Below are 24,062 nucleotides of genomic sequence, written 5' to 3'. Positions count from 1 at the left end.
CAGTTTGAACCAAAAGATTTGTCGTAAACCTTTTTTGGAACCTTTGCTTTACGGTCACCCGGCATCCGCAATCCAAATGGTGTCATGTTGCAGCGTCTCGCCCACAATAGAAAAATACATGTCCTGGTCGCAACGCCCTCGGGCGTTTCGGGACAAGGCGGCATTGACCGGATCATGGGGGCGCTGAAGCAGGAGTTCGAACGGCAAGAGATCGCCGACATCGATCTGCGCTTTCTTTCCAGCCGTGGCCCGGGACATGTCGGGCTTTCGATCTTCTACATGCTTGGTTTTTGCGCGCGGATGCTTGCGGCCCGCCTCGACAGACGCGCCGACGTCATTCACATCAATATATCGGTCTCCGGCAGCACCTATCGCAAGATGATGATCGCCGCCTGCGCCAGGCTGTTGTCGATACCATATGTCCTTCATCTGCATGGGGCGCAGTATCAGACATTCTGGAAAGATGATCATAGTTTCATGAGCCGCCGTATCAGGGCTCTGTTCGAGCATGCCGGCCGGGTGATTGTCCTGGGGGGGCTTTGGCGCGATTTCGTCGCCAGCCGGGCACCGGCGAACGGCGGCAATATTGTCATCGTTCCCAACGCCACGGCAGTTCCTTCCCTGGCGCATGTCGGCGGAGGCGATCACGTGCACATCCTGTTCCTCGGCCGCATCGGCGAGCGAAAGGGCGTGCCGCAGTTGGGCGAGGCGCTGGAGCGGATGAAACATCTCAGGGGTTGGCGTGCCACGATCGCCGGCGATGGTGAGGTCGAGCCGGCACGAGCGAGGTCGGTCGCTCTAGGGATTGCCGACCGTATTGCTTTTCCGGGCTGGGTGGGACCTGACGAGGTCGCATCACTGATCGCTTCGGCCGATATTCTGGTGCTCCCCTCGTTCGCCGAAAATCTGCCAATGTCGGTGATCGAAGGCATGGCGGCCGGCCTGGCTGTCGTGGCCACCCCGGTTGGCGCGGTCGAGGACATCATCACCCACGAACAATCCGGTCTGTTGGTGCCGCCCGGCGATGTGGCGGCGTTGACCGAGGCGTTAACTCGGCTGGTCGAGGATACGGCGCTGCGCGCGCGGCTTGGCGCCGCCGCCATGGCGGTGCACCGGGAAAGGCTTGAGCTTGCACCGTTTGTCGACGCGATCTGCGATGTCTGGAGATCGGTCGCGTCCGAGGCGCGATCGGTCAAGCGCTGACGCTGTCCTTCATTGTCGTCACTGCGGCGGGCCAAGCGCGAATTCGCGGTGGAATATCTCCAGGTTCAAAAGCGCCCATATCAGTTTTTCGTGGTCCGCGGCGCGCTCGGCGTGCTCCGTGACAATCTGGTCCAGCTTCTTGGCGCTCAAATAGCTACGGATGACCGAATGGGACGAACACAGATGGTCTCGTACATAATCGCTCATCGACCCGCGGAACCATTCGGCGACGGGCACCTTGAAGCCGATCTTTGGCCGGTTGAGGGCCTCGTCGGGAACCATGCCGGCCATGCAGTCGCGCAGGATCTGTTTGCTGCCCAGGAGACCGAGCCTGTAACGATCGGGCAGCTGGCTGACGAAGGAAACCAGATCGCGATCAAGGAATGGCATTCGCCCCTCGATTGAACCGGCCATCATCATCCGGTCGCCCCGTTCCAAGAGGTTGTCGGGCAACCACGATGTCTGATCAAAAAACAACACACGGCGCAGATGGGATTCCGTCACACTCGAAGAGAACGGGAAATCGTTGCGGTCATGGCCGCAAGTGGCCAACCCACCGAGGAGCGAATCGCGTTCCCGCGCCGTCATGGCTCCAAACCAGGAGATCATCCGGGTTGCAAAGTCCCGTTCACCCGCGCTTCGGGCAAATATGTCGAACTTGGCCGATGCGCCGGGCAATGCGCGCATCAAAGGGGCGAGGAGATTGTTGTGAAGCGACGCTGGAACAAGTGACCGGTAGACACCCGCCAGAGACTCTGCGCGATGTTTGGGGTAGCCGCCGAGAATCTCGTCCGCCCCTTCGCCCGTAAGCACCATCTTGACGTCCCGCGAGGCTCGAACCGACATCAGGTAAATTGGAATGTCCGTACTTTGTGAAACAGGTGCCCCCCGATGGCGGACCATCTTAGGCAGATGATTCATCAGGTCATCCGCCTGGATGACGATTTCGCAATGATCGGTCTTGAAATGATCGGCGACGCGCCGGGCGAATGGAAGCTCGCTGTAAGCCTGTTCGCTGAAACCGACCGAAAACGTACGAATCGGGTTGTCGCTGTGCCTGGTCATCAGGGCAACGATTGCCGACGAGTCGAGCCCCCCGGATAGAAAGGCGCCAAACCGCGCATCACTGCGCATCCTGATCTCGACAGAACGGTCGAGCAATTCCAGAAATCGTCGCTTGGCGGTTCCTGGATCGATATCCGCTGTCAGATCGGTCTGATCCGGGGGCGCATAATAGCGCGTTTCCGTTACTTCCCCTTGCGACCACACAGCGTAGCTTCCCGGGTTGAGCTTGCGGATCTGTTTGAAAAGCGTCCGCGGTCCAGGCACGTAACGCCAGGTCAGATACTCGCGCACTCCATCCAGATCGAGCTGCTGGCCATCTGGCTGCGCAGACAACAACGCGCTGATCTCCGAGGCAAACGACAGCAAATTTCTGCCTTGCATGAGGTAAAGGGGTTTTTTTCCAAAGGGGTCGCGAGCGAGGATCAATTCGCGCCGTTGAGCGTCCCACAGCGCAAAAGCGAACATCCCGCTCAATCGGTCGAACATGGCCAGGCGCCACTGGTCATAAGCCCTGAGCAGCACTTCCGTGTCGGAGCGTGTGCGAAAACGGTGGCCGAGACCGATCAACTCCTCACGCAGCTCGATGTAGTTGTATATTTCGCCGTTGAAAATAATCCGGAGCCGTCCGTCCTCGGTCTGCATCGGCTGATTTGAATCGGCGTTTAAGTCAATAATCGCCAGGCGGCGATGCACCAATGCCAACTGGTCCTCGCCTGTGTTCAGGTCCAGGAGTTCGATGCCTTCGGCATCGGGACCACGATGCTGCAAGGCATTCGACATCCCGGCGGCCCGATCTTGTGGCTTCTCGACCCTGCGCCCAATCCAGCCGGCAATTCCGCACATTCTTTCCCTTGGCCCTCTTTCCCTTGTTTGCGTATGATCGAGGACACCAATCTACAGCGAATATATTAAATAGCTGCTCGGTGGAGTGATTTTAAAACTGAGCCTGATTTGGTTCGATCAGGCCCTCTCGGCTGCAACTGGAGACGACAGTCCTTGGGTTTCACGCGATTGATCGCCAGCAACCAGGCAGACCGCTCGAACCGATCCTGACCCGATGACGAGTTATGGCAGGCCCAGTGCCCGCAACATCTCCCGGTCCGGGATCGCAGGCCCCTTGGGTTGGATAACACTCATTCCGTAAGGATTGGAGAATTCCCAGGCCGACCACGGCATCGCGAAGCGTTCCGCCTCTCTGCGCACTGCCATGAGATAGCGCAGGCGATCAGCATCGAAAGCTCCCATGCGGCCATCCGCAGACATCAGGATAACGCCGAATTCGCCCACGAACAGGCGTCGGCTCGCTATGCCATGGGCTTCAGCCCAGTCGACCGCCTGACGGAAACCCGCTTCGAGCTGGCTCTGCCCCCAATTCTGCTCAAAGTATCGGGCGATCGTTTCACGCGCCGAGGCCATGTTCATCACCTCTTCGATCTGGCTCAAGCCGGCGGCGTCCATCTGCGCCTTGAGGGTTTCGGCGACCACTTCGGGCGTGCTGGCGTCGGCAGGCCAGGGAAGGCCGGAGGAGAAAGCGTTCTTGTCATCGGCCCGCTGGTGCGTGAAGCTGTGCGGATCATACATGTGGAAGCTGTAATAGACGTTGGGGTCGTCGAAGTTGGGGTCCAGGTTGACCAGTCCCGCGATGCTCCCGCCGCAGGCGCCGGTCGCGACGATGGTGAGTTCGCTGCTGACGGCGCGAATATCGCGAACCGTGCCTGCCATGATCCGCTGCCAGTCATCGCTGCCGCTTGAATCGCAAGGGTAGTAGGCGGGCTCGTTATAGGGCTCGAGGGCGACCTTGTCGGCGCCAATTTTGATCAGCATGGCAGCCACCGCCACTACCATTTTGCGATAGCGGGCAACACCCTCGCTGTCGGCCCCGCCATAGATCATTTCCATGCTGTAGGCCGGAACCTGGCTGACGCCATGCAGATCGAAAACCACCTTGAGCCCGCTTGAAACGACCCGCTGCACCGCAGCGGCAAGCATGTCCAGCGCCTGTTGTCGTTTGGCGCCCTCGCTGGCAAGCAGAGGGCCAGGGTCGACACTCAGCCGGACAAAGTCGAAGCCCATGGATCGAATGCGATCAAACTGGTCGCCGTCCGGCCAATCGGTGAGCGGCCTGCCGCCCGCAAGCCATTCCTTCTCGCTGCGATAGGGCGGCCATTTGTAGGAACCATCTTTCTCCACCGGCGACCAGTTGAGCCATTCATGGACGCCAACGCCGCGCTCAAGCGGGATCGGCGCCGCCTGGGCTGACAAAGCCATGCCAAGCGCGCACGCTATGACGTAGACAACTTTTCTCATCGCAAAACTCCGCGTCATGGCCGAAGATATTAACCGCGGGAACGGAAAAGAGGATGCCGCCACACGCTTTTTCGACGGGATGGTGTATGAGGATCAAAATCTTGGCGGAGCGCGGATGAGGGTCGGGTGGTATTTCAACCGATTGCGCAGCATGGAGTTGGCCGAGATATTGCATCGGTTGGACGAGCAGCGCCGGAGGACCGTTTCGCGCCGCCGCGACAACGGCTGGCAGCGCTATGCGTCGCCGCAGTTGCACCCGGTGCTGCACGGATTGCGGAATGCTGTGCCGGCCGCTGCGACACCAGCCCAGCGGCAAGCTATCGAGGCGGCTGCGCAAAACACTCTTCGGGGCCAGTTTTCAGCACTTGGCCAGACCTGGCCACAGCGAGACCCCTATACTCTCTTTCCATCCGAGCTCTGGCGCCTTGATCCGGTGACCGGCCGGCTTTGGCCAGGCCCCAAGACCCATACTTTCGATATCGATTTTCGCCATGCCACCGGCCGTGGCGATGTAAAATATGTCTGGGAAATCAACCGGCTGCAGCAACTGCCGCCACTGGCTGCCCATCTGCTTCTCACCGGCGATGATCAATCCCGTGCGGCCATCGAGGCGGCGATCGAGAGCTGGCATTTCGCCAACCCACCATTTCGGGGCGTTGGCTGGGCCTCGGGCATCGAGGTCGCGCTACGAGCCATCAGCCTGATTGTCACGCTCGACCTCGTCGGCGACCGGCTTGGCGCGGCGACGCGAGAAAAAGTCGGTGAAATACTGGCGGCAAGCGCCTATTGGCTGCCGCGGTTTCCCTCCCGTTTTTCGTCCGCCAACAACCATCTCGTCGCGGAATTGGCTGGCGAATATTTGATCGGTCTGGCTTTCGGGGCCGAGGTGGCTCGCGAGTCGCTCCTGGCTGAGGTGCTCAAACAGATCCTGGCCGATGGCGCCGGGGCCGAGCAGACCCCGACCTACGCCGCCTTCAGTGCCGAACTTTTCCTGCTGTGCGCTGCGGCGGCGCGCCAGGCCGGACTGCCTTTTCCCCAGCCCGTCGAAGCGCGTTTGGCCGCTTTCGCCAATTTCGCAGGCTGGCTCCCGCCGAAAGCCAGCGGCTTCGGCGACAATGATGAAGGCCGCGTGATCACGCTGGGGGGCGAAACCGATTATGTCGGATCGGTCGCGGCCGCCATCCATGGTTTTCTACGGATGCCGGGCAGGGCACCGGAGCCCGGCGATTTTCGCGCGCTTTTCTTCGGCGCGCCACCGCGGCCGGCGCCGGTGCCGGATGGATTGCATACGTTCACGCAAGGCGGGCTCTCCGTCTGGCGCGGCGAGATGAATGGTCGCAACGTCCATCTGACATACGACCACGGCCCGCTGGGCTACCTTTCGATAGCGGCGCACGGTCATGCCGACGCGCTGTCGCTCACCCTGTGCATTGACGGCGATCCGGTGCTGGTCGACCCCGGCACATGGCTCTATGGTTCGGGGGGAGGCTGGCGCGACTGGTTCCGCTCGACGCCGGCGCACAACACGCTGAACCTAGAGGGTAAAAGCCAAAGCATCATCTCCGGGGCGTTCAACTGGTCGCACAAGGCGGTTGCGACATTGGTGGAGAGCGAGCCGGGGCCGCACTGGAGGCTGTGTGCCCGACATGACGGGTACAAAGGCCGCTTCGGCGTTGTGCATCAACGCGCCGTGACACGCGATGGCGACGGCATCCTCGTGACCGACCAACTGCTCGGCGGCAGCCGCGTCGCTGAGATCGTCTTCCAACTCGCCGCCGACCTCCACGCCAACAGGGATGGAAACATTGTCACGATATTGCGCGGCGCTGAACCTTTGATGACTATCCACTTTCCAGACGCAGCGATCCACATCCGTTCCGGCGGCGACACACCGGGCCAGGGCGGCTGGGTTTCGCCGCGTTTTGGTGCAAGGCAGCCAGCCGAACGCCTCGCATGGCGTGGCCAAGTAGGCGAAAAGGGAGTAGTCATCCGGCTCGCGCCAAGTCCGCCGCAGACCCGATAACGGGCAGGTTGCAGGCGCAGCGTTCGACATTAATTACGTTCAGATATTTAGCGGTTTTGACACCGTTGATCTGCTAATTTGGCCATGATTGTTCTGCCAGTCGCATCCCGATACACAGTTGCGGGCAGCATATGATGGGCCTGGCAATATGTGCTTCGCGACGAGCCGGATCACCATTTCACCACCTAGGAGCCACTGCATCGATGTTTTCGGAATTCGCCAGAGTGATCGTGGAAAAACTCTCACACATCAATCTGCTGACACTCGGTCTCCTGTTGCTCACGGCGCTGGGGAGCGCGGTGGTCGCCTACTGGCGAACGGTCGAACAGAAATCCTTCCGGGACTTTTTCGACTTCGCCTTTCCCGCGGAAGTCATCATGCACCCATCGGCGCGAGCGGACGCATTGTTCTGGATCACGAAAAGGCTGGTGATGCCCTTCCTGCTCATTCCCGCCGGTGTCACCTTCGTTGCCGCCACGGGATATGCAACAAACCAGGCAGTCGGCTGGCTCTTCAGCATCTCGCAACCGCTGATACCCGGCCCCGCCGGCCCAGTGACGATCATCCTCTTCACCGCAACCATGCTCGCTGCTTACGATATCTCCTACTACCTATATCACGTTGCCCAGCACCGTTTTCCGTTCCTGTGGGAATTGCACAAGGTGCATCATTCGGCCGAAGTGATGGTTGGGATCACCAAGGACCGGGTTCACCCCCTGGACGATCTGATGAACCGGATCTGGGACGGCGTCATACCGGGGATCAGTTTCGGCTTGTGGAGCCTGATTGCGCTTAATCCGGTCGAGATCGCCATATTTGGCATCAACGTCTATGTCATTCGCAACATTCTCATGATGGACTTTGTTCGCCACACGCATCTGAAGATTTCCTTCGGCCGGTTGAACGGCGTCATCTTGTGTCCGCACTGGCACCAGGTGCATCACAGTGTCGACCCTCGCCACTACGACAAGAATTTCGGGCTGCTTTTTTCATTCTGGGATCGCATATTCGGAACGCAGTTCATCCCGGATCCGGACGAAGACCTCAAGTTTGGACTGATAGATCGCGACGTACGCGACTATCAGTCACTTTTCGGACTTTACGTGCTGCCGCTCAAGAAAATGGCAAACCATATCATGCGACTTTTTCAAAAGCGCATCGATGTCGCGCAGCCGCAGGACCGTCTCCAACCATGAACAAAATGGCTTCGATTGACGCTGTTGGTGCGGAGCGACTGGAAATCGTCAGTTCGACGGATCGCCTGGCCGCCATCGAAGCCGAATGGGTAGACCTATGGCATCGTACCGATGCACTGATCTTTCAGAGCCATGCCTGGGTTTCGGCATGGTGGAGCACCGTGCGTGACCGCGCCCGGCGCTCGCTGCGGATCGGCCTGGTATGGAGCGATGACAGGCTGGTCGCTGTCATTCCCCTGGCGATCGGCAGACGAAAAGGACTTCGGCTCCTCGAATGGGCCGCCAATAGCTATACGGACTATGGTGATATTCTTGTCGCGCCGGAATGCTCCCTATCGGCCCTCCAGGACCTCTGGAACCGGATCTGTTCGGCGGGTGGCTTCGATCTTGCTTTTATCAATCGTCTGTCTCCGGATGCGGCAGCCCGCAGGATTTTTACACCGGCCTCTTCCAGCGGCGTCAAGCTTCGCGCCAATCACCGGGAGGAAGTCAGTTATCGCGTCGCTGGACAGTGGGCCAGCGGAGCAGCATGGCTGGCGGACCAGCCGAAAAAGATGCGCCAGAACTATCGGCGCGGCATCAAGATACTGGAAGAAACAGGCGAAGTGAAATTCCGCCTCCTGTCGGCTGACGAGCCGCTGCAGCCATTGCTGGAGCGACTGTCGGCGCTGAAGCGCAGATGGCTGGAAAAGCACACGCGTGAATCCGACCTTTTCGAAGAGGGCGAGCCGGTTCTTGCCGCCCTGGTGGACGCGCTGTCACGCGCCGGTGTGCTGCGCATTTTCGTACTTGAATGCAATGGTGCGATGGTCGCGGTTTCCATCAACATCGTCCAGCACAACGTCATGATGGCATTCGTTACCACCTACGACCCTGACTTTAGCCGAGCGTCGCCGGGTGCGGTCCTGATTACGGAGTATATACAGTGGTCGTTTGATCACGGCTTGGGATTGGTCGATTTCCTCTGTGGCGGAGAGGCCTTCAAACATAGGTTTGCAACACAGGCCGTTACCCTCCAATCCGTTCTTGGGGCACGCACTGTGCAGGGCGCGCTCGCTTCTCTCGCTGATCGTATCTGTCAGACGATCCGCGTACGCTCACGCGGATTGGCGTCGGCGAATCCAGAGCGCCCGCCCGATGAGACTGCTTAATTTAGCTGGATAACTTGGGCATAAGCCGCCGAGCGTTGAGGGCTGGCGTGCGACATGGGCGCGCCATTCGAAAATCCGCGTCGATTACGCCTCGGAATCGGGACCGAATGGGTCCGCAGGTGGAGACTTCAGCCAATTCCCGCAAATCACGTCTCTCGAGGCACAGTTTGTTGTCTGCGAAGCGTCGCAACACGTTCGTTGGCGTCACAACGGTAGCAGGCTAGGTCCTGAAAATCATTGAAGATTTTTTCGGACAGGGCGCCTACCATAGGTCGGCGTTTTTTCTATAATTTCAGTAGCTTAAGGTAGGCTGGTAGCGGGAGAGGGACTTGAACCCCCGACCCCAGGATTATGATGCTTGGGCGTGATGTTGATTTCATTGCTGAAATCGACTGTTTGTCGCGTCTATGTCGCACTCAACCCAAAAGCGACCGCTCGGCTGCAGCCATTTCATCGGCGTCATCACCGCGCGGGAACAGGTGCCCATAGACGTCCATCGTCATCATGATCGAGCTATGCCCGAGCCGTTCCTGAATGACCTTTGGGGGAAGACCGAGCCCGCCATCCTGCGGCCGATTGATCGACCACGAGGCATAGAAATGGCGAAGGGCGTGCATGCCGCCATACTTGCCCACCATGACGACCTCGCCAGCGTCGTCTCGCTCATCGCTCGGCACTGTCACGCCGGCCATGACCTGGGTCGGCAGGAAACCGCGCTTGGTCATGTTCGAGCGGCTTTCAATGTTGCCGCTTCCCGTCGGGAAAACGTAGTGCAGTTCCTTCACCGGATTGCCAGCGGCATCGATGTCGCCAGTCGGTCGGCGAGGGCAGGCGAGCTTCCATTCTCTCAAGGCGTTCATGACCATCGGCGGAACCGGGATCGTCCGTTCTCCCGCTTCAGACTTCGGCCGGCCGATCTCGCCATAGTCGTCGGCGCGCTGGTGCACGCTGATCTGCGCTCGCTCGAAATCGACATCCTGCCAACGAAGGCCACGCAGCTCTGACGATCGCATGCCGGTGAATATCGCGGTGATCAGCAGAGGGCGCCAGCGGCCTGCCGCCGCGCCGACGATAGCCTTGATCTCCTCACGCGTTGGAATGTCGACGCCAATCTTCAGTCTGCTTTTCTGACGCTTGTCGGCTTGGCGTTCCTTGCCTCTCCGCCGGGCGCCGCGGAGATCCTTGACCGGATTCCGGGTAGCAAGGCCGCGTTCCTGTGCGTCTGAAAAGATGGAGGCCAACGAGCCCATGACCTTTCGAACCATGGCCGGCGAGCGGCCGTTCTCTCGCAGTTTGTCGGCAAACTCGCGAGCGCCCGGCACCGTGAAATGCGATAGAAGCGTTTGCCCGATGAACGGATCGATGTGCAGTTGCAGGTGGCGCTTACGCTGATCGACCGATGACCGCTCGAGCCCGTCCTGTTCGCCAGTCGCAATCCAGAAGGCGCCAGCAGCCTTCACTGTGACGCTCGCGCCGTCGGCGACGTGTGAGCCTTCCCGGACCTCGACCTTGGCCGTGGCGGCGAACTGGTCAGCATCCTTTTTCTTGGCGAACGTCTTGAGCCGCCGCGTGCCCTTGGTGTCGACATAATCGACCACCCAGGCTGTCTTTTCCTCGCCCCTGCCGGTCGTCCATGTTCGCTTGCGGATGCTCATTTGTCATCCTCGAATGGAACTTCGCCTTCTATAGGCTCATGTCGAGCCGCAAGTCCGGCGCCATAGCCGAGCTTGTAAACTTTCAACTCCTCATCGGAGAGATTGCCAAGTTGAGGCGGGACGGTGAACTTTTCCGTCCGACCGCTGATCCCTAGCTGACGCTCCTCTTCGGCATCGAGGTCCGCCATATCCCTGGCATGTTCCGCCCGCTGTTCTTCGTATCGCTCCCATAGCGATTTGATGTTCTCAAGGGCGCGATCGTCCACGCCTTGAACACGACCCGTCATCATGCCCATCACGGTTTCTTCGATCTCGTGGGTTAGGTTGTCGATTCTCTCATCCGTCACCCCGCCTTTGAGGATACCGAGCATGTTGATCAAATCGGCCACGCGGGTGTCGACCGGCCATGGCTCGGGAAACTCGCGATGAAGGATGCGTACGATCTCGGTGTTCATCGATCGACCGTGTCGTTCAGCATAGGCCTTGATTCTATCTCGAAGCCCGATCGGCAATCGAACTTGGAAACGTTCGGCCAATTGGCTCGGGTATTTCTGCTCATCATCATCCATTACCTATGGATGCAACTTGGCATCAAAAAATGCAATGGTGCAACTTGCACTCAGTGTGATTCAATCGTATATCATAGAGGCAACTTGCACCTATTCGGCGCGAAGGGTCACAAATGAAAATCCAAGCAGAGCCACCGATCGACCTCGTTTGGGGAGCAGCCGAGATCGGCAAGGAAATCAACAGAAAGCCCCGGCAAACATTTCACATGCTGGAATCTGGGCTTCTGCCGGCCCGCAAAGTCGGTAATCAGTGGGTGGCAGAGCGCGGAAAGTTGCGGGCTTTCTTCCTTGGTGATGGGGAGCAGGCAGCGTGACCGCGATCACCGCATCCCAGTCCGATCTCGTCGCCGTCGTACCGAAGAACAGTCGCGAAAAAATCCGCATCTCGCTCGACATGTATAACGGCTACCGAGTGTTCAACGCGCGTGTTTTCTACGAGGTGGAAGACGGCTCGAAGCGCCCTGGCAAGGGCATCGCCTTCAAGGTCGACAAGCTCGAGGCGTTCGCCGAAGCCGTCGCCATGGCTCTGGTGATGGCCGAGAAGAATGGGTTCGTGAAATGAGCGACGCAGCGTCAACCCACAACCTGCTAGCGCGCCGGTTCGTCCGTGAAATTATCGGCGCGGCGATCAAAGACGGCGCAACCTATGCCGAGTTGATGGTGATCGTAGAGAGTTCGCAGATGGCGGTTCTCGAGGTGCTAAACCGCCACTATGACCTCACGCCGCAAGTTTCTACCGGCCTCTTGGAAGGCAGCTTAAATCGAGCGATCGAGCGCTTTGCAGGCGGTCGGGCCAAGCCATGAGCGCGGCGACAGCGATCAGCCGCGCTCCGGCATCATCGCAGATCCTAGACGCTGCGCACTGGCTCGCCACGGGCGGGGCGGACCGCACCAAGGCGGTCGTGCCACAAATGCAAGAGCGTTTCGGCCTCTCTGCCAGCGACGCCTGCGAGGCGGTCCGCGAGGCAAATCTGATCCGCGCGAGGGCGACCTAAGGTGCGGCCGACGGTGGAGGTCGGCGATGACGGATCCGAGCGCCTCATGCTCGGCAACGTCATCATGAAAGAGAAGCCGGCCCGCAAGCGTGCCAGGCGCACAGATTGGTCATTCTCTCCCGAGACGCTACGTATGCGCGAAGTGGAGAAGGTGATCCGCGCCCGCCATCACGGCCCGATCCCCGATCCTGAAGACACCGACGACCGCGGGACCTGCATTGCCTACATACGGGCTGCGGCAATGTCTCTGTCCGGGCAGGACATGAATGCTTGGGCCTCGATATGGGCGCCGTGGGCTGGCGCTGAAATCGTCCACCCGATCATCGCGGAGACATCGAGCAGGCGCCTGATGATGCGCGCTGACGGTGTGGCTGGCCTTCTTGGGGTGACGATGGCCGAACGAACATCGCTCAACTTGAAGACGATAGGCGCTTGCGACGTCTCCAAGGCTGAACGGATGAAGATCGCGAAAGAGCGGAAGCGTGAACGCGACCGAAGCAGAATGGCCGATACCAGGAAGTCGCAGGGCCGCAAGGATCGCGACACTTATGAGGCCGAGTCTCTCTCGACGTTGAAACCGTGGGAGGTTGGTGGCGTCTGTCGCCGAACATGGGAGCGGAGGCGCAACTCGACATCACCTGTCGCAAGTCCGTCGCGAGTAGAATCTTCATCGGAGAGGCGACATACTTGCGACACTGAGACCATTTTCCCTGAAAAAGGATTGTCTACGGACGTCAAAAAGCAAGCGCTGCAAAGCACGGTCGGCGAAGCCGGACGTGGCAGGGTCCGGGGGATTATCCCCCGGCGGGGTTACCAAGGGGCGGAGCCCCATGGGAGCGGCGACACACCTGAGGCAGCAGCATGAGGCAGATTGACTTTTCCGAGAAACGTGCGCTCGCGGCGGCGGAGGTGATCCCGTTTCCGGTCGATCGGCATCTTGTGTTCATCCGGCAAACCGCACGTATCCTCGAGCGCCGGCAGGGCATTGCTGCCGAAAGGTTTTGGAAGACGGAATGCCGCCGTCTCTATGGCAGGCTTCAGGTGCAGGGCCTGGCCGAGGCCGAGATTCGGGCGGAAATCGAGCGGTTTGCTGCAGCGGTTCATGGCGAGATGCGGCGCGCAGCCTGGGCCGAATGGCAGCGCCGGTATCCCGACGGCGATGCGGCATGAGCATGGGTCGAGGTGCTTCTGTATGCACAAATCATTTGTCTGCACAGGAACGTATGTACAGACAAAATGTGCATACACAAACGTGCATACGCACTCCAACAGGACGCTCCTCACCCGTGAACCGCGTGCTCCGCGACAACATGCCGGCTTGAGGCACGAAATTTTCGGCAACATGCGCGATGATCCAAACTGATTTCGCCAGTAAGGATGACCCTCACCGCATGACCGCACGGATATCGGATGATGATCTGAGGCATGGCCAGATGGCGGCGCTGCGCCGCGCGCGCAGCATGTTTTCCAAATACAGTCGCAGCGGCGTCCGAATGAGCGACGAACTTCTCGCCTTGATTAGGAACCTGGTCGACAAGGTAGACGATCTCGAAGGCCAGGTCGAAAGCCTGGGATTGGCTCTCAAACTCGATCGTGCGGCGAATACGCAGGCCGCCTTCGGCATTCCGGAAAACTTGGCGCAGCTTCTCATCATGCTTTCCGACGGCATGCCGCATAGCAGGGAATCTGTCCATGGTGTCCTTTATTTCCGACGGCCGGAGATCGACTTGCCAGAATTGCGGGTCGTCGATTCGCTGGTCTACCAGCTGCGGAAAAGCGTCAAGCCGCACGGCGTCGTGATCGCGACGATTTGGGGAACTTCGGTCCAAATCACCAGCGGTCTAGATCTCGTGAGGAGCGCGATGGAGACTGCGTGCATTCCGAGGGCCTATGGCTTCGAATGCCGGGTCACTGCCAAAGGGAGCGCTTGATGGACTTCGCAGGTATCCGCCCTTGGTACGTGGTGGAGAGCGACGTGTCGGCTGCGATCAAAGCGCGCGAAGAACTGCTGCGAGCCGGCTACGAAGTCTTCTGGCCCTTCTGGCGAAAAGAGATCAAGCACCACCGGACAAAAAAATGGACGACGCGTGAATTTCCGCTGTTCACGCGCTACGGCTTCGTTCGGCTGGATGGACCGGACCAATGTTCCGAGCTCGACGATATCGACGGCGTCGACAAGGTGCTCCGCATCCGCGGCTTTCCGGTCCCGGTGACTGACGACGTGATTGCCCGGATCCGACGCGCCGTCGACAGCGGCGCCTTCGATGAGACGAGGGAACACGGCTACCGGCTGCACGCCGGCGACAGGGTGCGCATCGACGAAGGCCAGTTCATCGGCATCGAGGGCCTGATTGACGCTGTGAAGGACGGCCGGAAGGCCAAGGTGCTGGTCTCGATGTTCGGCCGATCGGTGCCAACAACGGTAAACCTTGAAAATCTTGCGAAGGTAGAGTAATACCCGCGCACAGGCGATTTGCGGCCGACTGAGCGGGATCTTCGGATCACTCGCCGGGCCGATGCGGGGCGAAGATTTCGCCGCCCCTGCGCTCCGGGACATTTTCAGAAAATCAAACGTTAGCTGCGCTTGCAAACGCTGGCGAACTGCGGGCGTTCTCAATGTTCCGTTGGGCCGCGACGACGATAGAGCGAAGCAGCACAAGCATGATGACGTATTGGTCCATCGCGCTCAGCTTTCGAAACTCTACCTTTGGGGTGCGCGCTATACGATCAAGAAATTTGGGGAGGTTTTGCTTCTCCTCGGTTGAAAGCGCTTTGTACAGGCTCTTCGCGTCTTCATCGGTTAGATGCCGGTCGGGCTGATGCGCGAGTTTATTCCGCAAGTGCCCCACCGCAGCCAGAGCAGGCTTAATGCGGTTGTCCAGGCCAAGGGCAAACGCCAAGGCGCATCGTTTCGAATAGTCCAAGTTCATCGCCTTGAGCTCGGCCGGCACTTTCAGGCAGAGGCTGAGCAGTTTCTCCAGTTCGAAGTCGAGATAAGCGACGCCACGAATGATGACCGTGAACGGATCGTTCCCGCTCATGGTCTCGTAATATGCATTCTCGGCTTGAAGATTGATTATGGCCATTTTCATTTCCTCGCTGACAGGGAGGGCGGACGATGAACTTTCTCGACCAGCGCCGCTCCAAGCTATCACCCACCGCCATCAAGGCGATACGGGAAGACCTTCGCCAGCGGACCGCCCTGGCCGTGTCGATCGCCGGCAAGAAAGCGAGGGCAGAAGTGCAAACGGAAATCCTCGAGGCGCTGGCCGTGGTCAAAGCGAAGGCGGCAAATGCCTGACTTAACTGCAAGGCAGACGCGGTTCGTCGAAGAGTACCTCGTCGACCTGAACGGAAAGCAGGCGGCGATCCGGGCTGGATACTCGGAAAACTCGGCGGAAGCAGAGGCCTCCCGGCTGTTAAGGAATGTCAAGGTTTCGGCCGCGGTGGCGGTGGCGCTTGAAGCCCGCGCGAAAAAGACCGGGATTGACGCCGAATGGCTGCTCCGGCGCTTGGTCGACGAGGCCACCGCTGACATCGCCGATCTGTTCGATGACGATGGCAATCTGAAGCCGCTGAAGGCGTGGCCGAAGATTTGGCGGACCGGCCTCGTCGCCGGCGTCGAGTTCGAAACGATCACCGTAAAGGGCAAGAAGACCGGCACCATCGGCAAGGTGAAGCTCTCCGATCGCGCCAAGCGTCTCGACATGATCGGCAAGCATGTGGACGTCCAGGCCTTCCGGGAGCGGGTCGAAGTGACAGGCAAGGATGGCAAGGATCTGGTTCCCGAGAAGGATGGCCGCACGCTGGCGCGTGAGATCGCCTTCGCTCTCGCCGCGGGCTTGCAAGGTGGCAAGGAATGAGCGTCAGCCAGACGTTCGAAGACATCCTCGCCAGCTACAAGGCGCTGTCACCGGGCAAGCAACTGCAAATCCGCGAGAAGGCGGCGGCAATCACTGCCGGCAAGGTCGGCCTGCCCAATCCCGGGCCTCAAACGGAAGCCTATTTCAGCGAAGCCGATGAATTGTTCTATGGCGGATCCGCCGGCGGGGGCAAAACTTACCTGATCTGCTCGCTGGCGCTGAACGAGCACGAACATTCGCTGATCCTTCGCCGGGTCGGGAAGAACCTCAAGGGCGTCAAACGCGAACTGCAGGGCCTGCTGGGCTCGCGGAATGGCTTCAACGAACAATTGGGCAGCTGGCGCCACGGGCGCGGCGTGATCGACCTCGGGCACTGCGAGCACGAGAGTAACCGGGAAGACTACCAGGGCAACGCGCACGACCTGAAGGCCTTCGACGAGCTGACGCAGTTCACCGAGACGCAGTACACCTACATCATCGGATGGAACCGTTCGGGCAATCCAAACCAGCGCTGCCGGGTGGTGGCCACCGGCAACCCGCCATCGACCGCGGAAGGCCAATGGGTGATCCGCCGGTGGGGCGCATGGCTCGATCCGACGCACCCAAACCCGGCCAAGCCCGGTGAACTGCGCTGGTACACAACCATCGACAGCGAAGACACCGAAGTCGACGCCAGCTATGTCGGCCCGAAAGGTGAGCGGCCGCGGTCCCGAACCTTCATTCCCTCCACGCTCGAGGACAACCCAGACCTGGCCGACACCGGCTATGCGGCGACGATCGAGGCCATGCCTGAACCGCTGCGCACCATGTTGCGTGAAGGGCGGTTCGACGTCGGCCAGCAGGATGATCGCTGGCAAGTCATTCCCTCCGACTGGATACGGCAGGCGCAAGGCCGCTGGACGCCAGACGGCTTCAAGGGTCTGAAGATGACGGCGCTCGCGGTCGACGTGGCCCAGGGCGGCCCTGACAAGTCGTCCTTTAGCCCGCGATACGGCACATGGTTCGCGCCGCTGGTGCGCAAGCCGGGCAAGGAAACGCCGGACGGACCAAGCATCGGCGCCGAAGTGTTCAAGATCCGCCGCGACGGCTGCGTTGTCGTCATCGACGTGGGCGGCGGGTATGGCGGCGACGCGATGCGGTTCCTGAAGGACAACGGCGTCCCGGTTGCAGGCTTCAATGCAGCCCATGCGTCCACGGCGCGCACAGTGGATAAGGCTCTCGGCTTCGTCAACAAGCGTGCTGAGGCCATCTGGCGGTTCCGTGAGGCGCTAGACCCTGGGCAGGAAGGCGGCTCACCGATGGCGCTGCCACCTGACCCGATGCTGGTTGCTGACCTTGTGTCCTATCGCTGGAAGCCAGTGGGCGCCGGCAACATTCAAATCGAAAGCAAGGAAGAAATCCGCAAGCGGATAGGCCGGTCCCCTGATGACGGCGACGCAACCATCATGTCGTGGTCCGAAGGGGAAAAGCTGGCAATCCGCAAGATGCATGAAGCGGCGCTCGGCGGCCGACTGCCGCAAGTCAAGGTCGGCTACTCGCAACAGAAGGTAGGCAGACGATGACATTCGAAGACAGCATAAAAGTGCCGAAGCCGCCGAAGGGCGCAACTCGTGGCTCGATCACAGAAAAGCAGGCAGCAGCATCGCTCGCCCTGGCCGGCAAGGCATTCGGGGAAGCCCGCTTCGGCCTGATCCGGGCTGAACGTGCCGCCGGCGCGGTGTCGGTCCTCTATGGGCTCAATGGCCGGGCGCTGGACGCCAAGGGCTTGGCCTATGAGCTGAACAACTGAGGGCTGGCTCGATGCACAAGAACACCTCTGGCGCCTTGCTGGTGCTGATCATCGCCGCTGCCGGGCTCGTCCATGACAAGCCCTGGGCATGGGGCCTTGCCGCTGTCACCTGCGCGCTGGCCTTCCTCGCCGAAGAGTTCGCCGCTGCCGGAAGCGTCGGCGCTGCGGTCCTTCACGTCTGTCTGGCCCTCCTATCGTGGGTGGCAGTCGGCGCCGCGTTCCTCGCTCTCATCGTCTGAAAGGAAAGACCATGGCATCCTTGTTCAAGCCCAAAACCCCGAAACTGGAAGAGCCGGCCCGTATGCCGGACGCGCAAGACCCGGCTGTCCTGGCTGAGAAGCGCCGCCAGATGGCAGAGATGCGGGCGCGTGGCGGTCGGGATTCGACCATCATGTCCGACAACCTCACCGGCTCTGTTGGCAAGCTGGGCGCCTGATCCATGGCGCTCGTCTCCGCTGCCGCGTCGGACAGGCATCAAAAGCTGATGCAGGCTATCGGCGAAGCGGTGGCGTCTCATACTCGGCAATCGCCGATGATGATTGACGAAATCGTCGGCATCCTCGGCTTCTGCGCGGGCGCTGCGATTGTCAGCGGGTGCAAGGGCCACGGCAACCGCAAGAAGATGCGGGCTGTGGTCAGCGCCAATGTCGACCACGGCATGGAAGTCATGGCTCGCGCCGCTTCCGAATCCAGCCTGATCATCCCTGGGGTGACACATTGACCGCGACCTCTGCCGCCGTCCAAACGATTGTCGACAACGGCAACCGCCTATTCAGCGAGAAGACGCCGCTGCTGAGCCATTGGCAGGAGCTGGCAGAGCATTTCTATTACGACCGGGCAGACTTCACCGGGCCGCTCAACATCGGGTCTGACTATGCCTCGGGCTCGTTCTCGTCTCGCGCTGCCATCTATCGCCGCGACATGGCCGACCTCTACCGCACGATGCTGCGGCCTTCCGATTTCTTCGAAGTCAAATCGCTGGATGATGCCCGCAACAAGGTGCCTGAAGCTCGGTCCTGGCTGGAATATGCCACAGCCATGCAGCGCGCCGTCATGTACCGGAACGGCGCCGGGTTCACCAAGGCGACCGAAGCAGGGGACCATGATCACCTGACCTTCGGGCAGGCTGTCATCGAAGTGACGCCAACGACCGACAGGCGCAACCTGTTCTATCGGAATTGGCATCTGCGCGATTGCGTATGGTCGGAAGACTATGCCGGCAACGTCTCGGACGTGCACCGCAACTGCAAGCCGACGATTACCCAGCTCATGCAGCTTTTCCCGGGCAAGGTGCCTGAAGCGCTGACGCGTGACGCTGCGAAAGACCCTTACAAGAAAATCTCTGCCCGGCATGTGGTGGTGCCTTCCGCGTCCTACGATACCGGCATCTCGGTTCGGGCTGAACACGAGTTCATTTCGCTATGGGTGCTGCCCGACTGCGAAGGCGAAGTCCTCGAAAACATCGGCCGCACATATCGCGGCTACATCGTGCCTCGCGGTCCGACCGTCTCAGGCTCGCAATATGCCCGCTCGGTCTTCACCTCGATCATCCTGCCCGATAGCCGAACACAACAGGCAATCGAACGCATCCTGCTCGAAGCCGGTGAAAAGGCGATCGACCCGCCGATGATTGCGGCCATGGATGTCATCCGCTCGGATATTGGCCTCGGTGCCGGCGGCATCACCTGGCTGGACAAAGAGTATGATGAGCGGCTGGGCGAAGCGCTGCGGCCTTTGCCTCTCGACTTCTCGGGCCTGCCTGCCGGGCGGAATATGTCTGATCGGCTCGACCAGACCATCCGCATGGGCTTCATGACCGACAAGGTGCAGATCCCCGACACCTCGGGCATGACTGCCTACCAAATCCGCAAGGTGGTCGAACAACAGATGCGGGCTCACATCCCGATGTTTGAGCCGGTGGAAATCGAATATTCCGAACCGCTCTGCTCGGAAACCTTCAAGGTGATGCGCTCGCTCGGCGCTTTCCCTGCCAATGAGATACCGGATTCGCTCAAGGGCTCTGGCGTCGAGTTCTCCTTCAAGAGCCCGATCAAGGATCTGGAAGACGAAGGCATGCAGCAAAAGCTGATTGAGGGCCTGGGCGTGGTCAAGGAAGCCGCTGCGCTCGACCCGATGGTTGCCAAGCTGCCGAACGCCATGGCGATTGCGAAAGACCTCTTGCGCCGCACGGGCTGGCCAGAAGAATGGCTCAACGACGACAAGATGATGAAGGCGGCGGCCGACCAGATGGCGGCTGCTGCTCAAGCGGCGAACGCGGAAGCGACTGTTGGCGGGGCTGCTGAAGCCGCTGGCAAGGCCGCTCCGATGGTCCGGGCTCTGCAGCAAGCCGCATGACGCAACATTCGCCCCGAAGCGGGTCGCCGCGGTTAAATCCGATGGCGCCGGCCGCATACGATGACCTCGATGTCGAAGCCATCAAGGCGGTCGCTGCCGGCAACGCCTCTGAAGGACAGCAGAAGCGGGCAATCGCCTGGATCGTCCACAAGGCGGCGATGACATACGACGAAGTTTTCGTCCCTGGGCAACCTGATGTTGGTCACCACCTGACCGGCCGGCGCAATGTCGGAAACCAGATCCTGAAGCTGGTCAACACGCCAATCCATTTGCTGACGAAACCGAAAGGAACACCTGATGTCCGATGACACTCTAGCAACGGGCGCGGCTTCGGCCGAAAACCCCGTTCCGGGTGCTGCTGAAGCGGCAACGACTACCGCCGCTGCTGTAACTGTCGAACCGGCGAAAGCCACTCCTGCTGCCGCTCCTGCGCCTGCTGCTGCCACGCCGGCCGCTGCGGCTCCTGACGCTGGCAAAGATACACCGGACGAGGAAGGCACGTTCGGCAAAGACTGGCGCGACAAGCTGGCGAAGGGCGATGAAAAGAAACTCGCCATGCTCAAGCGGTTCACGTCGCCTGAAGCTCTGTTGCAGGCGCAGGAAGAGGCGCAGCGCAAGATTTCCGAAGGGCTGAAGCCGAAGGGCAAGCCCGGCGACAAGGCGACCGATGACGACTGGAAGGCCTACCGCAAGGAACACAGCATTCCTGATGCCGTCGATGACTTCGTCAAGGCCATTGTCCTGCCTGACAAGCGGGTGATCGGCGACGATGACAAGCCGATGGTTGCGGCCTTCGCTGAACGCGCCATCAAGAAAGGCATTGCGCCGTCCGACATGGCCGAAATGGTCGATGAGTACTATGCGATTCAGGAAGAGGGGCAGTTTCAGCAAGCGACCGCTGACGCCACCTTCAAGAAGACGGCCGAAGCGGACCTGAAAAAGGAATGGGGCGGCGACTATGCCGGCAACTTCGCGGCGATGCGTCCCTATTTCGAGGGCGTCAATCCCGATCTGTTTGACAAGCTGATGGGCGGCCGGCTGGCTGACGGAACGAAGATAGGCAATCACCCTGACGTGTTGCGGTTCTTCGCTGCAAAGGCGGTTGCCGAAAACCCTATGGCTACGATTATCCCGGTCGGCGGTTCGTCCTCCGAAGGCCTGCTCGCTGAAATCGCCGGCATGGAAAAGCGGATGCGGGATGACCGCAACGCCTGGCACAAAGACGCGAAGGCGCAAGAGCGCTATCGCCAACTGATCACGGCCCGCGACAAGCTCAAGGCCTGATAATCCCGCTCGAAGACGGCCAACCCGCCACGCGGCTCCGTCGATAGCGGCTCTACCCAAACCCAGCACGAAGTCAGCGCCGAAGGGCGGTCTAGCGGCTCCGGTTAAACCCGGACAACCCGCGACCCTGGCCTGCGGACAACCTGCCTACGGCTCCCGATCCCTCAATAGAAGGAATCTGGACCATGGCCGACACGGCATTCCAGAAACAATATCGTCAAGAGTACATCGCCGGCTTTGAAGCCGGTGAAAGCCCGCTGCGCATGGCTGTCACGACCGAGTTCGTGCGCAAGGGCAATGAAGCCATCTTCCTCGTAGCCGACAGTGGCGGCGCGGAAGCTCGTACGCGCGGCGTCAACGGCCTGATCACGGCTCGCGGCGACAACCTGACCCAGAACACCGCAACGCTGGTGGAATGGCACGACCTGGTGCGCAAGACGGACTTCAACATCTTCGCCTCACAGGGCGACCAGAAGAAAATCATGCAGCAGACTTCGCTGAACGTGATGAACCGCAAGGTTGACGCGGACATCATCACTGAGCTGGCGAACGGCACCGTTGACACCGGCGCCGCTGTGACTGGTTCGCTTACCCTGGTCACCAAGGCAATCGGCATCCTGGGCCTGGCAGCAGTGCCAATTCAGGAGATCGAAAACATGTGGGGGCTGATCACTCCCGCGATGCTCACGTACTTCATGCGCGATGCGACCTTTACGTCTCGCGATTATGTCGACGTGCAGCCGCTTGCCGGTGGTCCGATCAAGCGCGTCATGCGCTGGGCCGGCGTCAACTGGCTGACGCATCCGACCCTTCCGGGCGTCGGCACGAGCGCTGAAAAGGCGTTCCTCTTCCACCGCTCGGCCATCGGCCACGCGGCGGATACCGAAAACCTCGAATCCCTTGTCGGCTACGACGAAGAGCAGGGTTATTCCTGGGCTCGCGCCTCCGCCTTCATGGGCTCCAAGCTGCTGCAGAACAGCGGCGTTGTCGTCATGAACCATGATGGCTCTGCCATCGTCGGCGTCTAAGGAGGGCTGAAACCATGGCTTACGCAACTACCAACCCTCCGGTCCTGATTTCTCAGGGCATCGCTGGCTTCCGTCTCTGGAAGTATGAATCGGTCGATGCGGCCTCGCTGGTCCGCGTCTCCGGCTACTTCACGAACGGCTGGCAGCTCGGCATGCGCGTCAATGACATCGTCTTCGTCACCGACACGGACAGCTCGAACGCCACGACCATTCACACGGTCAATCTGGCGTCCGCAACTGCCGTCGATCTGACTGACGGTCTCGCGGTCGGCACTACCGACACCGACTAAGGCGTCACAGGGCAGGGGCTTCGGCTCCTGCCTTTTCTCATTCATCGAAAGGAACCCGGCGATGGCCGAAGCTCTTCCCCTTGTGGTCGGCGATCCGAGTTCGACCAAAGTCAAGCCCGTCCTCCTTGTTGACGCTCTTGGCAACCCGATCGACGCGACGCATCCGCTGTTCATGACTGGTGGCGGCACAGCCGCCGCACCGTCCGCTGTGGTCGGCAATGTGGCGTCCGGTGTTGCTGACGCTGGCGCGCCGGTCAAAGTCGGCGGCATCTACAACACGACGCAGCCGACTATCGTTGCGGGCCAGCGAGCCGACGCACAGTCGGACGTCAACGGCAACCTGCGCACGTTCAACACCGCGCCAATCGTTGCCGGTGCCGATGCCGTGGTCAACGCCAACCTGACGTCCATGGGAAACCCTGGCGCCAGTGCTGTGTTGCTGCGACCCCTTGCAACGGCTGGGTATGCCTTCAACGGCACGACATGGGATCGGCAGCGCAAGCCAAATGCCGCCTCTCGCATCGTGTCGTCGGCCGCCACAACCAACGCCACGGTCGCGAAAGCTTCGGCGGGGGATTTGCTGAAGGTCGTCGGGCTGAAGGCCACGGCGGCGAACTGCTTCCTGAAAATCTACAACAAGGCCACGGCGCCGACCGTGGGCACTGACACGCCCGTCCTCACCATCCCGCTCTTTGCCTCTCAAGCTTTTAACTTCGACCTTGGCGGCATGTTCTTCGCCACTGGCATCTCCTACGCCATCACGGCTCTTGCGGCCGATGCGGACACAACCGCCATCGCTGCCGGCGACGTGCTCGGGTTGAATGTCATCTACGCGTAATCAACCGAAAGGAGCTACCATGCCTCTGAACGTCAACGGCCTCATGCTGGCCGAAAGCAAGCGCACGGTCTACCGCGTGTCGCTCTATGCGAACACCAAGCCGGAAGACCTTCTCGACCCGGCCTTCTGGGTCCATGTCGGTCCTCAACTGCGCGCCGACGACATCATTGAAGTTGTCGGCTTCGACAAGGCCTGGTTCGGCGAAGTGATGGTCCTCGAAGTGGGCAAGGGCGCTGCCGGCGGCGCGCGCGTGGCCTATACAAGTGGGCCGGTGCAGCTCACCAATGAGACCACCCTTGCCAAGCCTTCGGAACATGAAGTGCGCTGGGGCGGCCCGAATGGCGGCTGGCGCGTCATCCGCACGAAGGACAAGACGGTCCTGGCCGACATGCTAGAAACGAAAGAAGCCGGCGTCGCCTGGATCGCGGAAAACCTGAAGGCGGCCTAGTCG

General features: G+C 60.4%; 30 protein-coding genes. 25 read left to right on the top strand and 5 right to left on the bottom strand.

The features are described from left to right. Positions 1–84 precede the first annotated feature (84 nt). Complete coding sequence (locus X756_RS163855) at positions 85–1,203, top strand: glycosyltransferase family 4 protein (RefSeq protein ID WP_023671802.1); 1,119 nt, start codon at positions 85–87, stop codon at positions 1,201–1,203. Between the two features lie 18 nt (positions 1,204–1,221). Here the strand turns inward: X756_RS163855 and asnB are convergent, their stop codons facing one another. Both asnB and X756_RS163865 read right to left on the bottom strand, forming a co-directional pair. Beyond that, on the bottom strand, positions 1,222–3,111 hold the full coding sequence (gene asnB / locus X756_RS163860; protein WP_023728343.1) for an asparagine synthase (glutamine-hydrolyzing): 1,890 nt from the start codon (positions 3,109–3,111) through the stop codon (positions 1,222–1,224). 222 nt (positions 3,112–3,333) lie between these two features. Then, on the bottom strand, positions 3,334–4,575 hold the full coding sequence (locus tag X756_RS163865; RefSeq protein ID WP_023744252.1) for a cellulase family glycosylhydrolase: 1,242 nt from the start codon (positions 4,573–4,575) through the stop codon (positions 3,334–3,336). A gap of 115 nt (positions 4,576–4,690) precedes the next feature. Here X756_RS163865 and X756_RS163870 point away from each other — a divergent pair, with 115 nt between their 5' ends. The 3 genes from X756_RS163870 to X756_RS163880 all read left to right on the top strand — a co-directional run bounded on the left by X756_RS163870 (position 4,691) and on the right by X756_RS163880 (position 8,945). Next, positions 4,691–6,598 (top strand): heparinase II/III-family protein, encoded by a 1,908-nt coding sequence (locus X756_RS163870; RefSeq protein ID WP_031237701.1) that lies wholly within the window; start codon positions 4,691–4,693, stop codon positions 6,596–6,598. Between the two features lie 203 nt (positions 6,599–6,801). Continuing rightward, a complete protein-coding gene (locus tag X756_RS163875; protein WP_023728340.1) occupies positions 6,802–7,794 on the top strand; it encodes a sterol desaturase family protein in 993 nt (330 codons plus the stop codon). Beyond that, positions 7,791–8,945, top strand: coding sequence for a GNAT family N-acetyltransferase (locus X756_RS163880; RefSeq protein WP_023728339.1), 1,155 nt, complete (start codon positions 7,791–7,793; stop codon positions 8,943–8,945). Before X756_RS163875 ends, X756_RS163880 begins: the two co-directional genes overlap by 4 nt. A gap of 416 nt (positions 8,946–9,361) precedes the next feature. On the opposite strand, the gene X756_RS163885 is transcribed toward X756_RS163880, so the two are convergent. Continuing rightward, the gene (locus X756_RS163885; RefSeq protein ID WP_023728338.1) at positions 9,362–10,600 is read right to left on the bottom strand and encodes a site-specific integrase; all 1,239 of its coding nucleotides are present in this window, start codon (positions 10,598–10,600) and stop codon (positions 9,362–9,364) included. Continuing rightward, on the bottom strand, positions 10,597–11,169 hold the full coding sequence (locus tag X756_RS27820) for an Arc family DNA-binding protein (RefSeq protein WP_023728337.1): 573 nt from the start codon (positions 11,167–11,169) through the stop codon (positions 10,597–10,599). The genes X756_RS163885 and X756_RS27820 overlap by 4 nt, the downstream gene beginning before the upstream one ends. A gap of 113 nt (positions 11,170–11,282) precedes the next feature. Between X756_RS27820 and X756_RS163890 the strand changes: the two genes are divergently transcribed. The 7 genes from X756_RS163890 (at position 11,283) to X756_RS163915 (ending at position 14,619) form a co-directional block, all read left to right on the top strand. After that, positions 11,283–11,483, top strand: a complete 201-nt coding sequence (locus X756_RS163890; protein WP_023728336.1) for a hypothetical protein — start codon at positions 11,283–11,285, stop codon at positions 11,481–11,483. Then, the gene (locus tag X756_RS163895; protein WP_023728335.1) at positions 11,480–11,731 is read left to right on the top strand and encodes a PC4/YdbC family ssDNA-binding protein; all 252 of its coding nucleotides are present in this window, start codon (positions 11,480–11,482) and stop codon (positions 11,729–11,731) included. The genes X756_RS163890 and X756_RS163895 overlap by 4 nt, the downstream gene beginning before the upstream one ends. Next, positions 11,728–11,973, top strand: a complete 246-nt coding sequence (locus tag X756_RS163900) for a hypothetical protein (RefSeq protein WP_023728334.1) — start codon at positions 11,728–11,730, stop codon at positions 11,971–11,973. The genes X756_RS163895 and X756_RS163900 overlap by 4 nt, the downstream gene beginning before the upstream one ends. Positions 11,974–12,210: 237 nt before the next feature. Then, on the top strand, positions 12,211–13,029 hold the full coding sequence (locus tag X756_RS1000000166505) for a hypothetical protein (RefSeq protein ID WP_156941317.1): 819 nt from the start codon (positions 12,211–12,213) through the stop codon (positions 13,027–13,029). After that, positions 13,026–13,334, top strand: coding sequence for a DUF6074 family protein (locus X756_RS0133360; protein ID WP_050589203.1), 309 nt, complete (start codon positions 13,026–13,028; stop codon positions 13,332–13,334). Before X756_RS1000000166505 ends, X756_RS0133360 begins: the two co-directional genes overlap by 4 nt. Positions 13,335–13,555: 221 nt before the next feature. Next, positions 13,556–14,095 carry a hypothetical protein gene (locus X756_RS163910; protein WP_031237693.1) on the top strand — a complete coding sequence of 180 codons (540 nt, stop codon included), beginning with the start codon at positions 13,556–13,558 and terminating at the stop codon, positions 14,093–14,095. Continuing rightward, positions 14,095–14,619, top strand: a complete 525-nt coding sequence (locus X756_RS163915; RefSeq protein ID WP_023728329.1) for a transcription termination/antitermination NusG family protein — start codon at positions 14,095–14,097, stop codon at positions 14,617–14,619. The genes X756_RS163910 and X756_RS163915 overlap by 1 nt, the downstream gene beginning before the upstream one ends. A 112-nt stretch (positions 14,620–14,731) precedes the next feature. Here X756_RS163915 and X756_RS163920 read toward each other — a convergent pair whose 3' ends face one another. Then, the gene (locus X756_RS163920) at positions 14,732–15,250 is read right to left on the bottom strand and encodes a hypothetical protein (protein ID WP_023728328.1); all 519 of its coding nucleotides are present in this window, start codon (positions 15,248–15,250) and stop codon (positions 14,732–14,734) included. Positions 15,251–15,282: 32 nt separating this feature from the next. Here X756_RS163920 and X756_RS163925 point away from each other — a divergent pair, with 32 nt between their 5' ends. The 14 genes from X756_RS163925 (at position 15,283) to X756_RS163990 (ending at position 24,059) form a co-directional block, all read left to right on the top strand. Beyond that, a complete protein-coding gene (locus X756_RS163925; RefSeq protein ID WP_023728327.1) occupies positions 15,283–15,465 on the top strand; it encodes a hypothetical protein in 183 nt (60 codons plus the stop codon). Further along, positions 15,458–16,027: a terminase small subunit gene (locus tag X756_RS163930; protein WP_023728326.1), complete on the top strand. Its 570-nt coding sequence runs from the start codon at positions 15,458–15,460 to the stop codon at positions 16,025–16,027. Before X756_RS163925 ends, X756_RS163930 begins: the two co-directional genes overlap by 8 nt. Next, positions 16,024–17,589, top strand: coding sequence for a terminase family protein (locus X756_RS163935; protein WP_023728325.1), 1,566 nt, complete (start codon positions 16,024–16,026; stop codon positions 17,587–17,589). The genes X756_RS163930 and X756_RS163935 overlap by 4 nt, the downstream gene beginning before the upstream one ends. Then, the gene (locus X756_RS163940; RefSeq protein ID WP_023728324.1) at positions 17,586–17,816 is read left to right on the top strand and encodes a hypothetical protein; all 231 of its coding nucleotides are present in this window, start codon (positions 17,586–17,588) and stop codon (positions 17,814–17,816) included. The genes X756_RS163935 and X756_RS163940 overlap by 4 nt, the downstream gene beginning before the upstream one ends. Before the next feature lie 11 nt (positions 17,817–17,827). Then, positions 17,828–18,055 (top strand): hypothetical protein, encoded by a 228-nt coding sequence (locus X756_RS163945; RefSeq protein ID WP_023728323.1) that lies wholly within the window; start codon positions 17,828–17,830, stop codon positions 18,053–18,055. A gap of 11 nt (positions 18,056–18,066) precedes the next feature. Continuing rightward, positions 18,067–18,252: a hypothetical protein gene (locus X756_RS163950; RefSeq protein WP_023728322.1), complete on the top strand. Its 186-nt coding sequence runs from the start codon at positions 18,067–18,069 to the stop codon at positions 18,250–18,252. Between the two features lie 3 nt (positions 18,253–18,255). Beyond that, the gene (locus tag X756_RS1000000169225) at positions 18,256–18,537 is read left to right on the top strand and encodes a hypothetical protein (protein ID WP_023728321.1); all 282 of its coding nucleotides are present in this window, start codon (positions 18,256–18,258) and stop codon (positions 18,535–18,537) included. Beyond that, positions 18,534–20,171, top strand: coding sequence for a portal protein (locus X756_RS163960; RefSeq protein WP_023728320.1), 1,638 nt, complete (start codon positions 18,534–18,536; stop codon positions 20,169–20,171). Before X756_RS1000000169225 ends, X756_RS163960 begins: the two co-directional genes overlap by 4 nt. Before the next feature lie 41 nt (positions 20,172–20,212). Continuing rightward, entirely contained in the window at positions 20,213–20,479 is a 267-nt protein-coding gene (locus tag X756_RS163965) for a hypothetical protein (protein WP_023728319.1), read from the top strand. After that, on the top strand, positions 20,469–21,455 hold the full coding sequence (locus tag X756_RS163970; RefSeq protein WP_023728318.1) for a phosphate starvation-inducible protein PsiF: 987 nt from the start codon (positions 20,469–20,471) through the stop codon (positions 21,453–21,455). The genes X756_RS163965 and X756_RS163970 overlap by 11 nt, the downstream gene beginning before the upstream one ends. 185 nt (positions 21,456–21,640) lie before the next feature. Next, positions 21,641–22,483 (top strand): phage capsid protein, encoded by an 843-nt coding sequence (locus X756_RS163975; protein ID WP_023728317.1) that lies wholly within the window; start codon positions 21,641–21,643, stop codon positions 22,481–22,483. Positions 22,484–22,497: 14 nt separating this feature from the next. Next, positions 22,498–22,773: a hypothetical protein gene (locus X756_RS163980; protein WP_050589202.1), complete on the top strand. Its 276-nt coding sequence runs from the start codon at positions 22,498–22,500 to the stop codon at positions 22,771–22,773. 61 nt (positions 22,774–22,834) lie between these two features. Then, positions 22,835–23,611, top strand: coding sequence for a hypothetical protein (locus tag X756_RS163985; RefSeq protein ID WP_023728315.1), 777 nt, complete (start codon positions 22,835–22,837; stop codon positions 23,609–23,611). 19 nt (positions 23,612–23,630) lie between these two features. Further along, the gene (locus X756_RS163990) at positions 23,631–24,059 is read left to right on the top strand and encodes a hypothetical protein (protein ID WP_023728314.1); all 429 of its coding nucleotides are present in this window, start codon (positions 23,631–23,633) and stop codon (positions 24,057–24,059) included. Positions 24,060–24,062 lie beyond the last annotated feature (3 nt).

The sequence above is a fragment of the Mesorhizobium sp. LNJC405B00 genome (genome assembly GCF_000502615.1).
GTDB lineage: Bacteria > Pseudomonadota > Alphaproteobacteria > Rhizobiales > Rhizobiaceae > Mesorhizobium.
This window is presented reverse-complemented; position numbering and strand designations above follow the sequence as displayed.

What these genes read in the sequence shown, in the direction of transcription:
- X756_RS163930 (WP_023728326.1), top strand. Translation starts at nt 15,458, where the DNA reads ATGCCTGACTTAACTGCAAGGCAGACGCGGTTCGTCGAAGAGTACCTC.
- X756_RS163970 (WP_023728318.1), top strand. Translation starts at nt 20,469, where the DNA reads ATGTCCGATGACACTCTAGCAACGGGCGCGGCTTCGGCCGAAAACCCC.
- X756_RS163875 (WP_023728340.1), top strand. Translation starts at nt 6,802, where the DNA reads ATGTTTTCGGAATTCGCCAGAGTGATCGTGGAAAAACTCTCACACATC.
- asnB (WP_023728343.1), bottom strand. Translation starts at nt 3,111, where the DNA reads ATGTGCGGAATTGCCGGCTGGATTGGGCGCAGGGTCGAGAAGCCACAA.
- X756_RS163940 (WP_023728324.1), top strand. Translation starts at nt 17,586, where the DNA reads ATGACATTCGAAGACAGCATAAAAGTGCCGAAGCCGCCGAAGGGCGCA.
- X756_RS163880 (WP_023728339.1), top strand. Translation starts at nt 7,791, where the DNA reads ATGAACAAAATGGCTTCGATTGACGCTGTTGGTGCGGAGCGACTGGAA.
- X756_RS163925 (WP_023728327.1), top strand. Translation starts at nt 15,283, where the DNA reads ATGAACTTTCTCGACCAGCGCCGCTCCAAGCTATCACCCACCGCCATC.
- X756_RS163990 (WP_023728314.1), top strand. Translation starts at nt 23,631, where the DNA reads ATGCCTCTGAACGTCAACGGCCTCATGCTGGCCGAAAGCAAGCGCACG.
- X756_RS163865 (WP_023744252.1), bottom strand. Translation starts at nt 4,575, where the DNA reads ATGAGAAAAGTTGTCTACGTCATAGCGTGCGCGCTTGGCATGGCTTTG.
- X756_RS0133360 (WP_050589203.1), top strand. Translation starts at nt 13,026, where the DNA reads ATGAGGCAGATTGACTTTTCCGAGAAACGTGCGCTCGCGGCGGCGGAG.
- X756_RS163980 (WP_050589202.1), top strand. Translation starts at nt 22,498, where the DNA reads ATGGCTTACGCAACTACCAACCCTCCGGTCCTGATTTCTCAGGGCATC.
- X756_RS163890 (WP_023728336.1), top strand. Translation starts at nt 11,283, where the DNA reads ATGAAAATCCAAGCAGAGCCACCGATCGACCTCGTTTGGGGAGCAGCC.
- X756_RS163975 (WP_023728317.1), top strand. Translation starts at nt 21,641, where the DNA reads ATGGCCGACACGGCATTCCAGAAACAATATCGTCAAGAGTACATCGCC.
- X756_RS1000000166505 (WP_156941317.1), top strand. Translation starts at nt 12,211, where the DNA reads ATGCTCGGCAACGTCATCATGAAAGAGAAGCCGGCCCGCAAGCGTGCC.
- X756_RS163885 (WP_023728338.1), bottom strand. Translation starts at nt 10,600, where the DNA reads ATGAGCATCCGCAAGCGAACATGGACGACCGGCAGGGGCGAGGAAAAG.
- X756_RS163855 (WP_023671802.1), top strand. Translation starts at nt 85, where the DNA reads ATGTTGCAGCGTCTCGCCCACAATAGAAAAATACATGTCCTGGTCGCA.
- X756_RS163910 (WP_031237693.1), top strand. Translation starts at nt 13,556, where the DNA reads ATGACCGCACGGATATCGGATGATGATCTGAGGCATGGCCAGATGGCG.
- X756_RS163985 (WP_023728315.1), top strand. Translation starts at nt 22,835, where the DNA reads ATGGCCGAAGCTCTTCCCCTTGTGGTCGGCGATCCGAGTTCGACCAAA.
- X756_RS163870 (WP_031237701.1), top strand. Translation starts at nt 4,691, where the DNA reads ATGAGGGTCGGGTGGTATTTCAACCGATTGCGCAGCATGGAGTTGGCC.
- X756_RS163900 (WP_023728334.1), top strand. Translation starts at nt 11,728, where the DNA reads ATGAGCGACGCAGCGTCAACCCACAACCTGCTAGCGCGCCGGTTCGTC.
- X756_RS163920 (WP_023728328.1), bottom strand. Translation starts at nt 15,250, where the DNA reads ATGGCCATAATCAATCTTCAAGCCGAGAATGCATATTACGAGACCATG.
- X756_RS163915 (WP_023728329.1), top strand. Translation starts at nt 14,095, where the DNA reads ATGGACTTCGCAGGTATCCGCCCTTGGTACGTGGTGGAGAGCGACGTG.
- X756_RS163935 (WP_023728325.1), top strand. Translation starts at nt 16,024, where the DNA reads ATGAGCGTCAGCCAGACGTTCGAAGACATCCTCGCCAGCTACAAGGCG.
- X756_RS1000000169225 (WP_023728321.1), top strand. Translation starts at nt 18,256, where the DNA reads ATGGCGCTCGTCTCCGCTGCCGCGTCGGACAGGCATCAAAAGCTGATG.
- X756_RS27820 (WP_023728337.1), bottom strand. Translation starts at nt 11,169, where the DNA reads ATGGATGATGATGAGCAGAAATACCCGAGCCAATTGGCCGAACGTTTC.
- X756_RS163945 (WP_023728323.1), top strand. Translation starts at nt 17,828, where the DNA reads ATGCACAAGAACACCTCTGGCGCCTTGCTGGTGCTGATCATCGCCGCT.
- X756_RS163965 (WP_023728319.1), top strand. Translation starts at nt 20,213, where the DNA reads ATGGCGCCGGCCGCATACGATGACCTCGATGTCGAAGCCATCAAGGCG.
- X756_RS163950 (WP_023728322.1), top strand. Translation starts at nt 18,067, where the DNA reads ATGGCATCCTTGTTCAAGCCCAAAACCCCGAAACTGGAAGAGCCGGCC.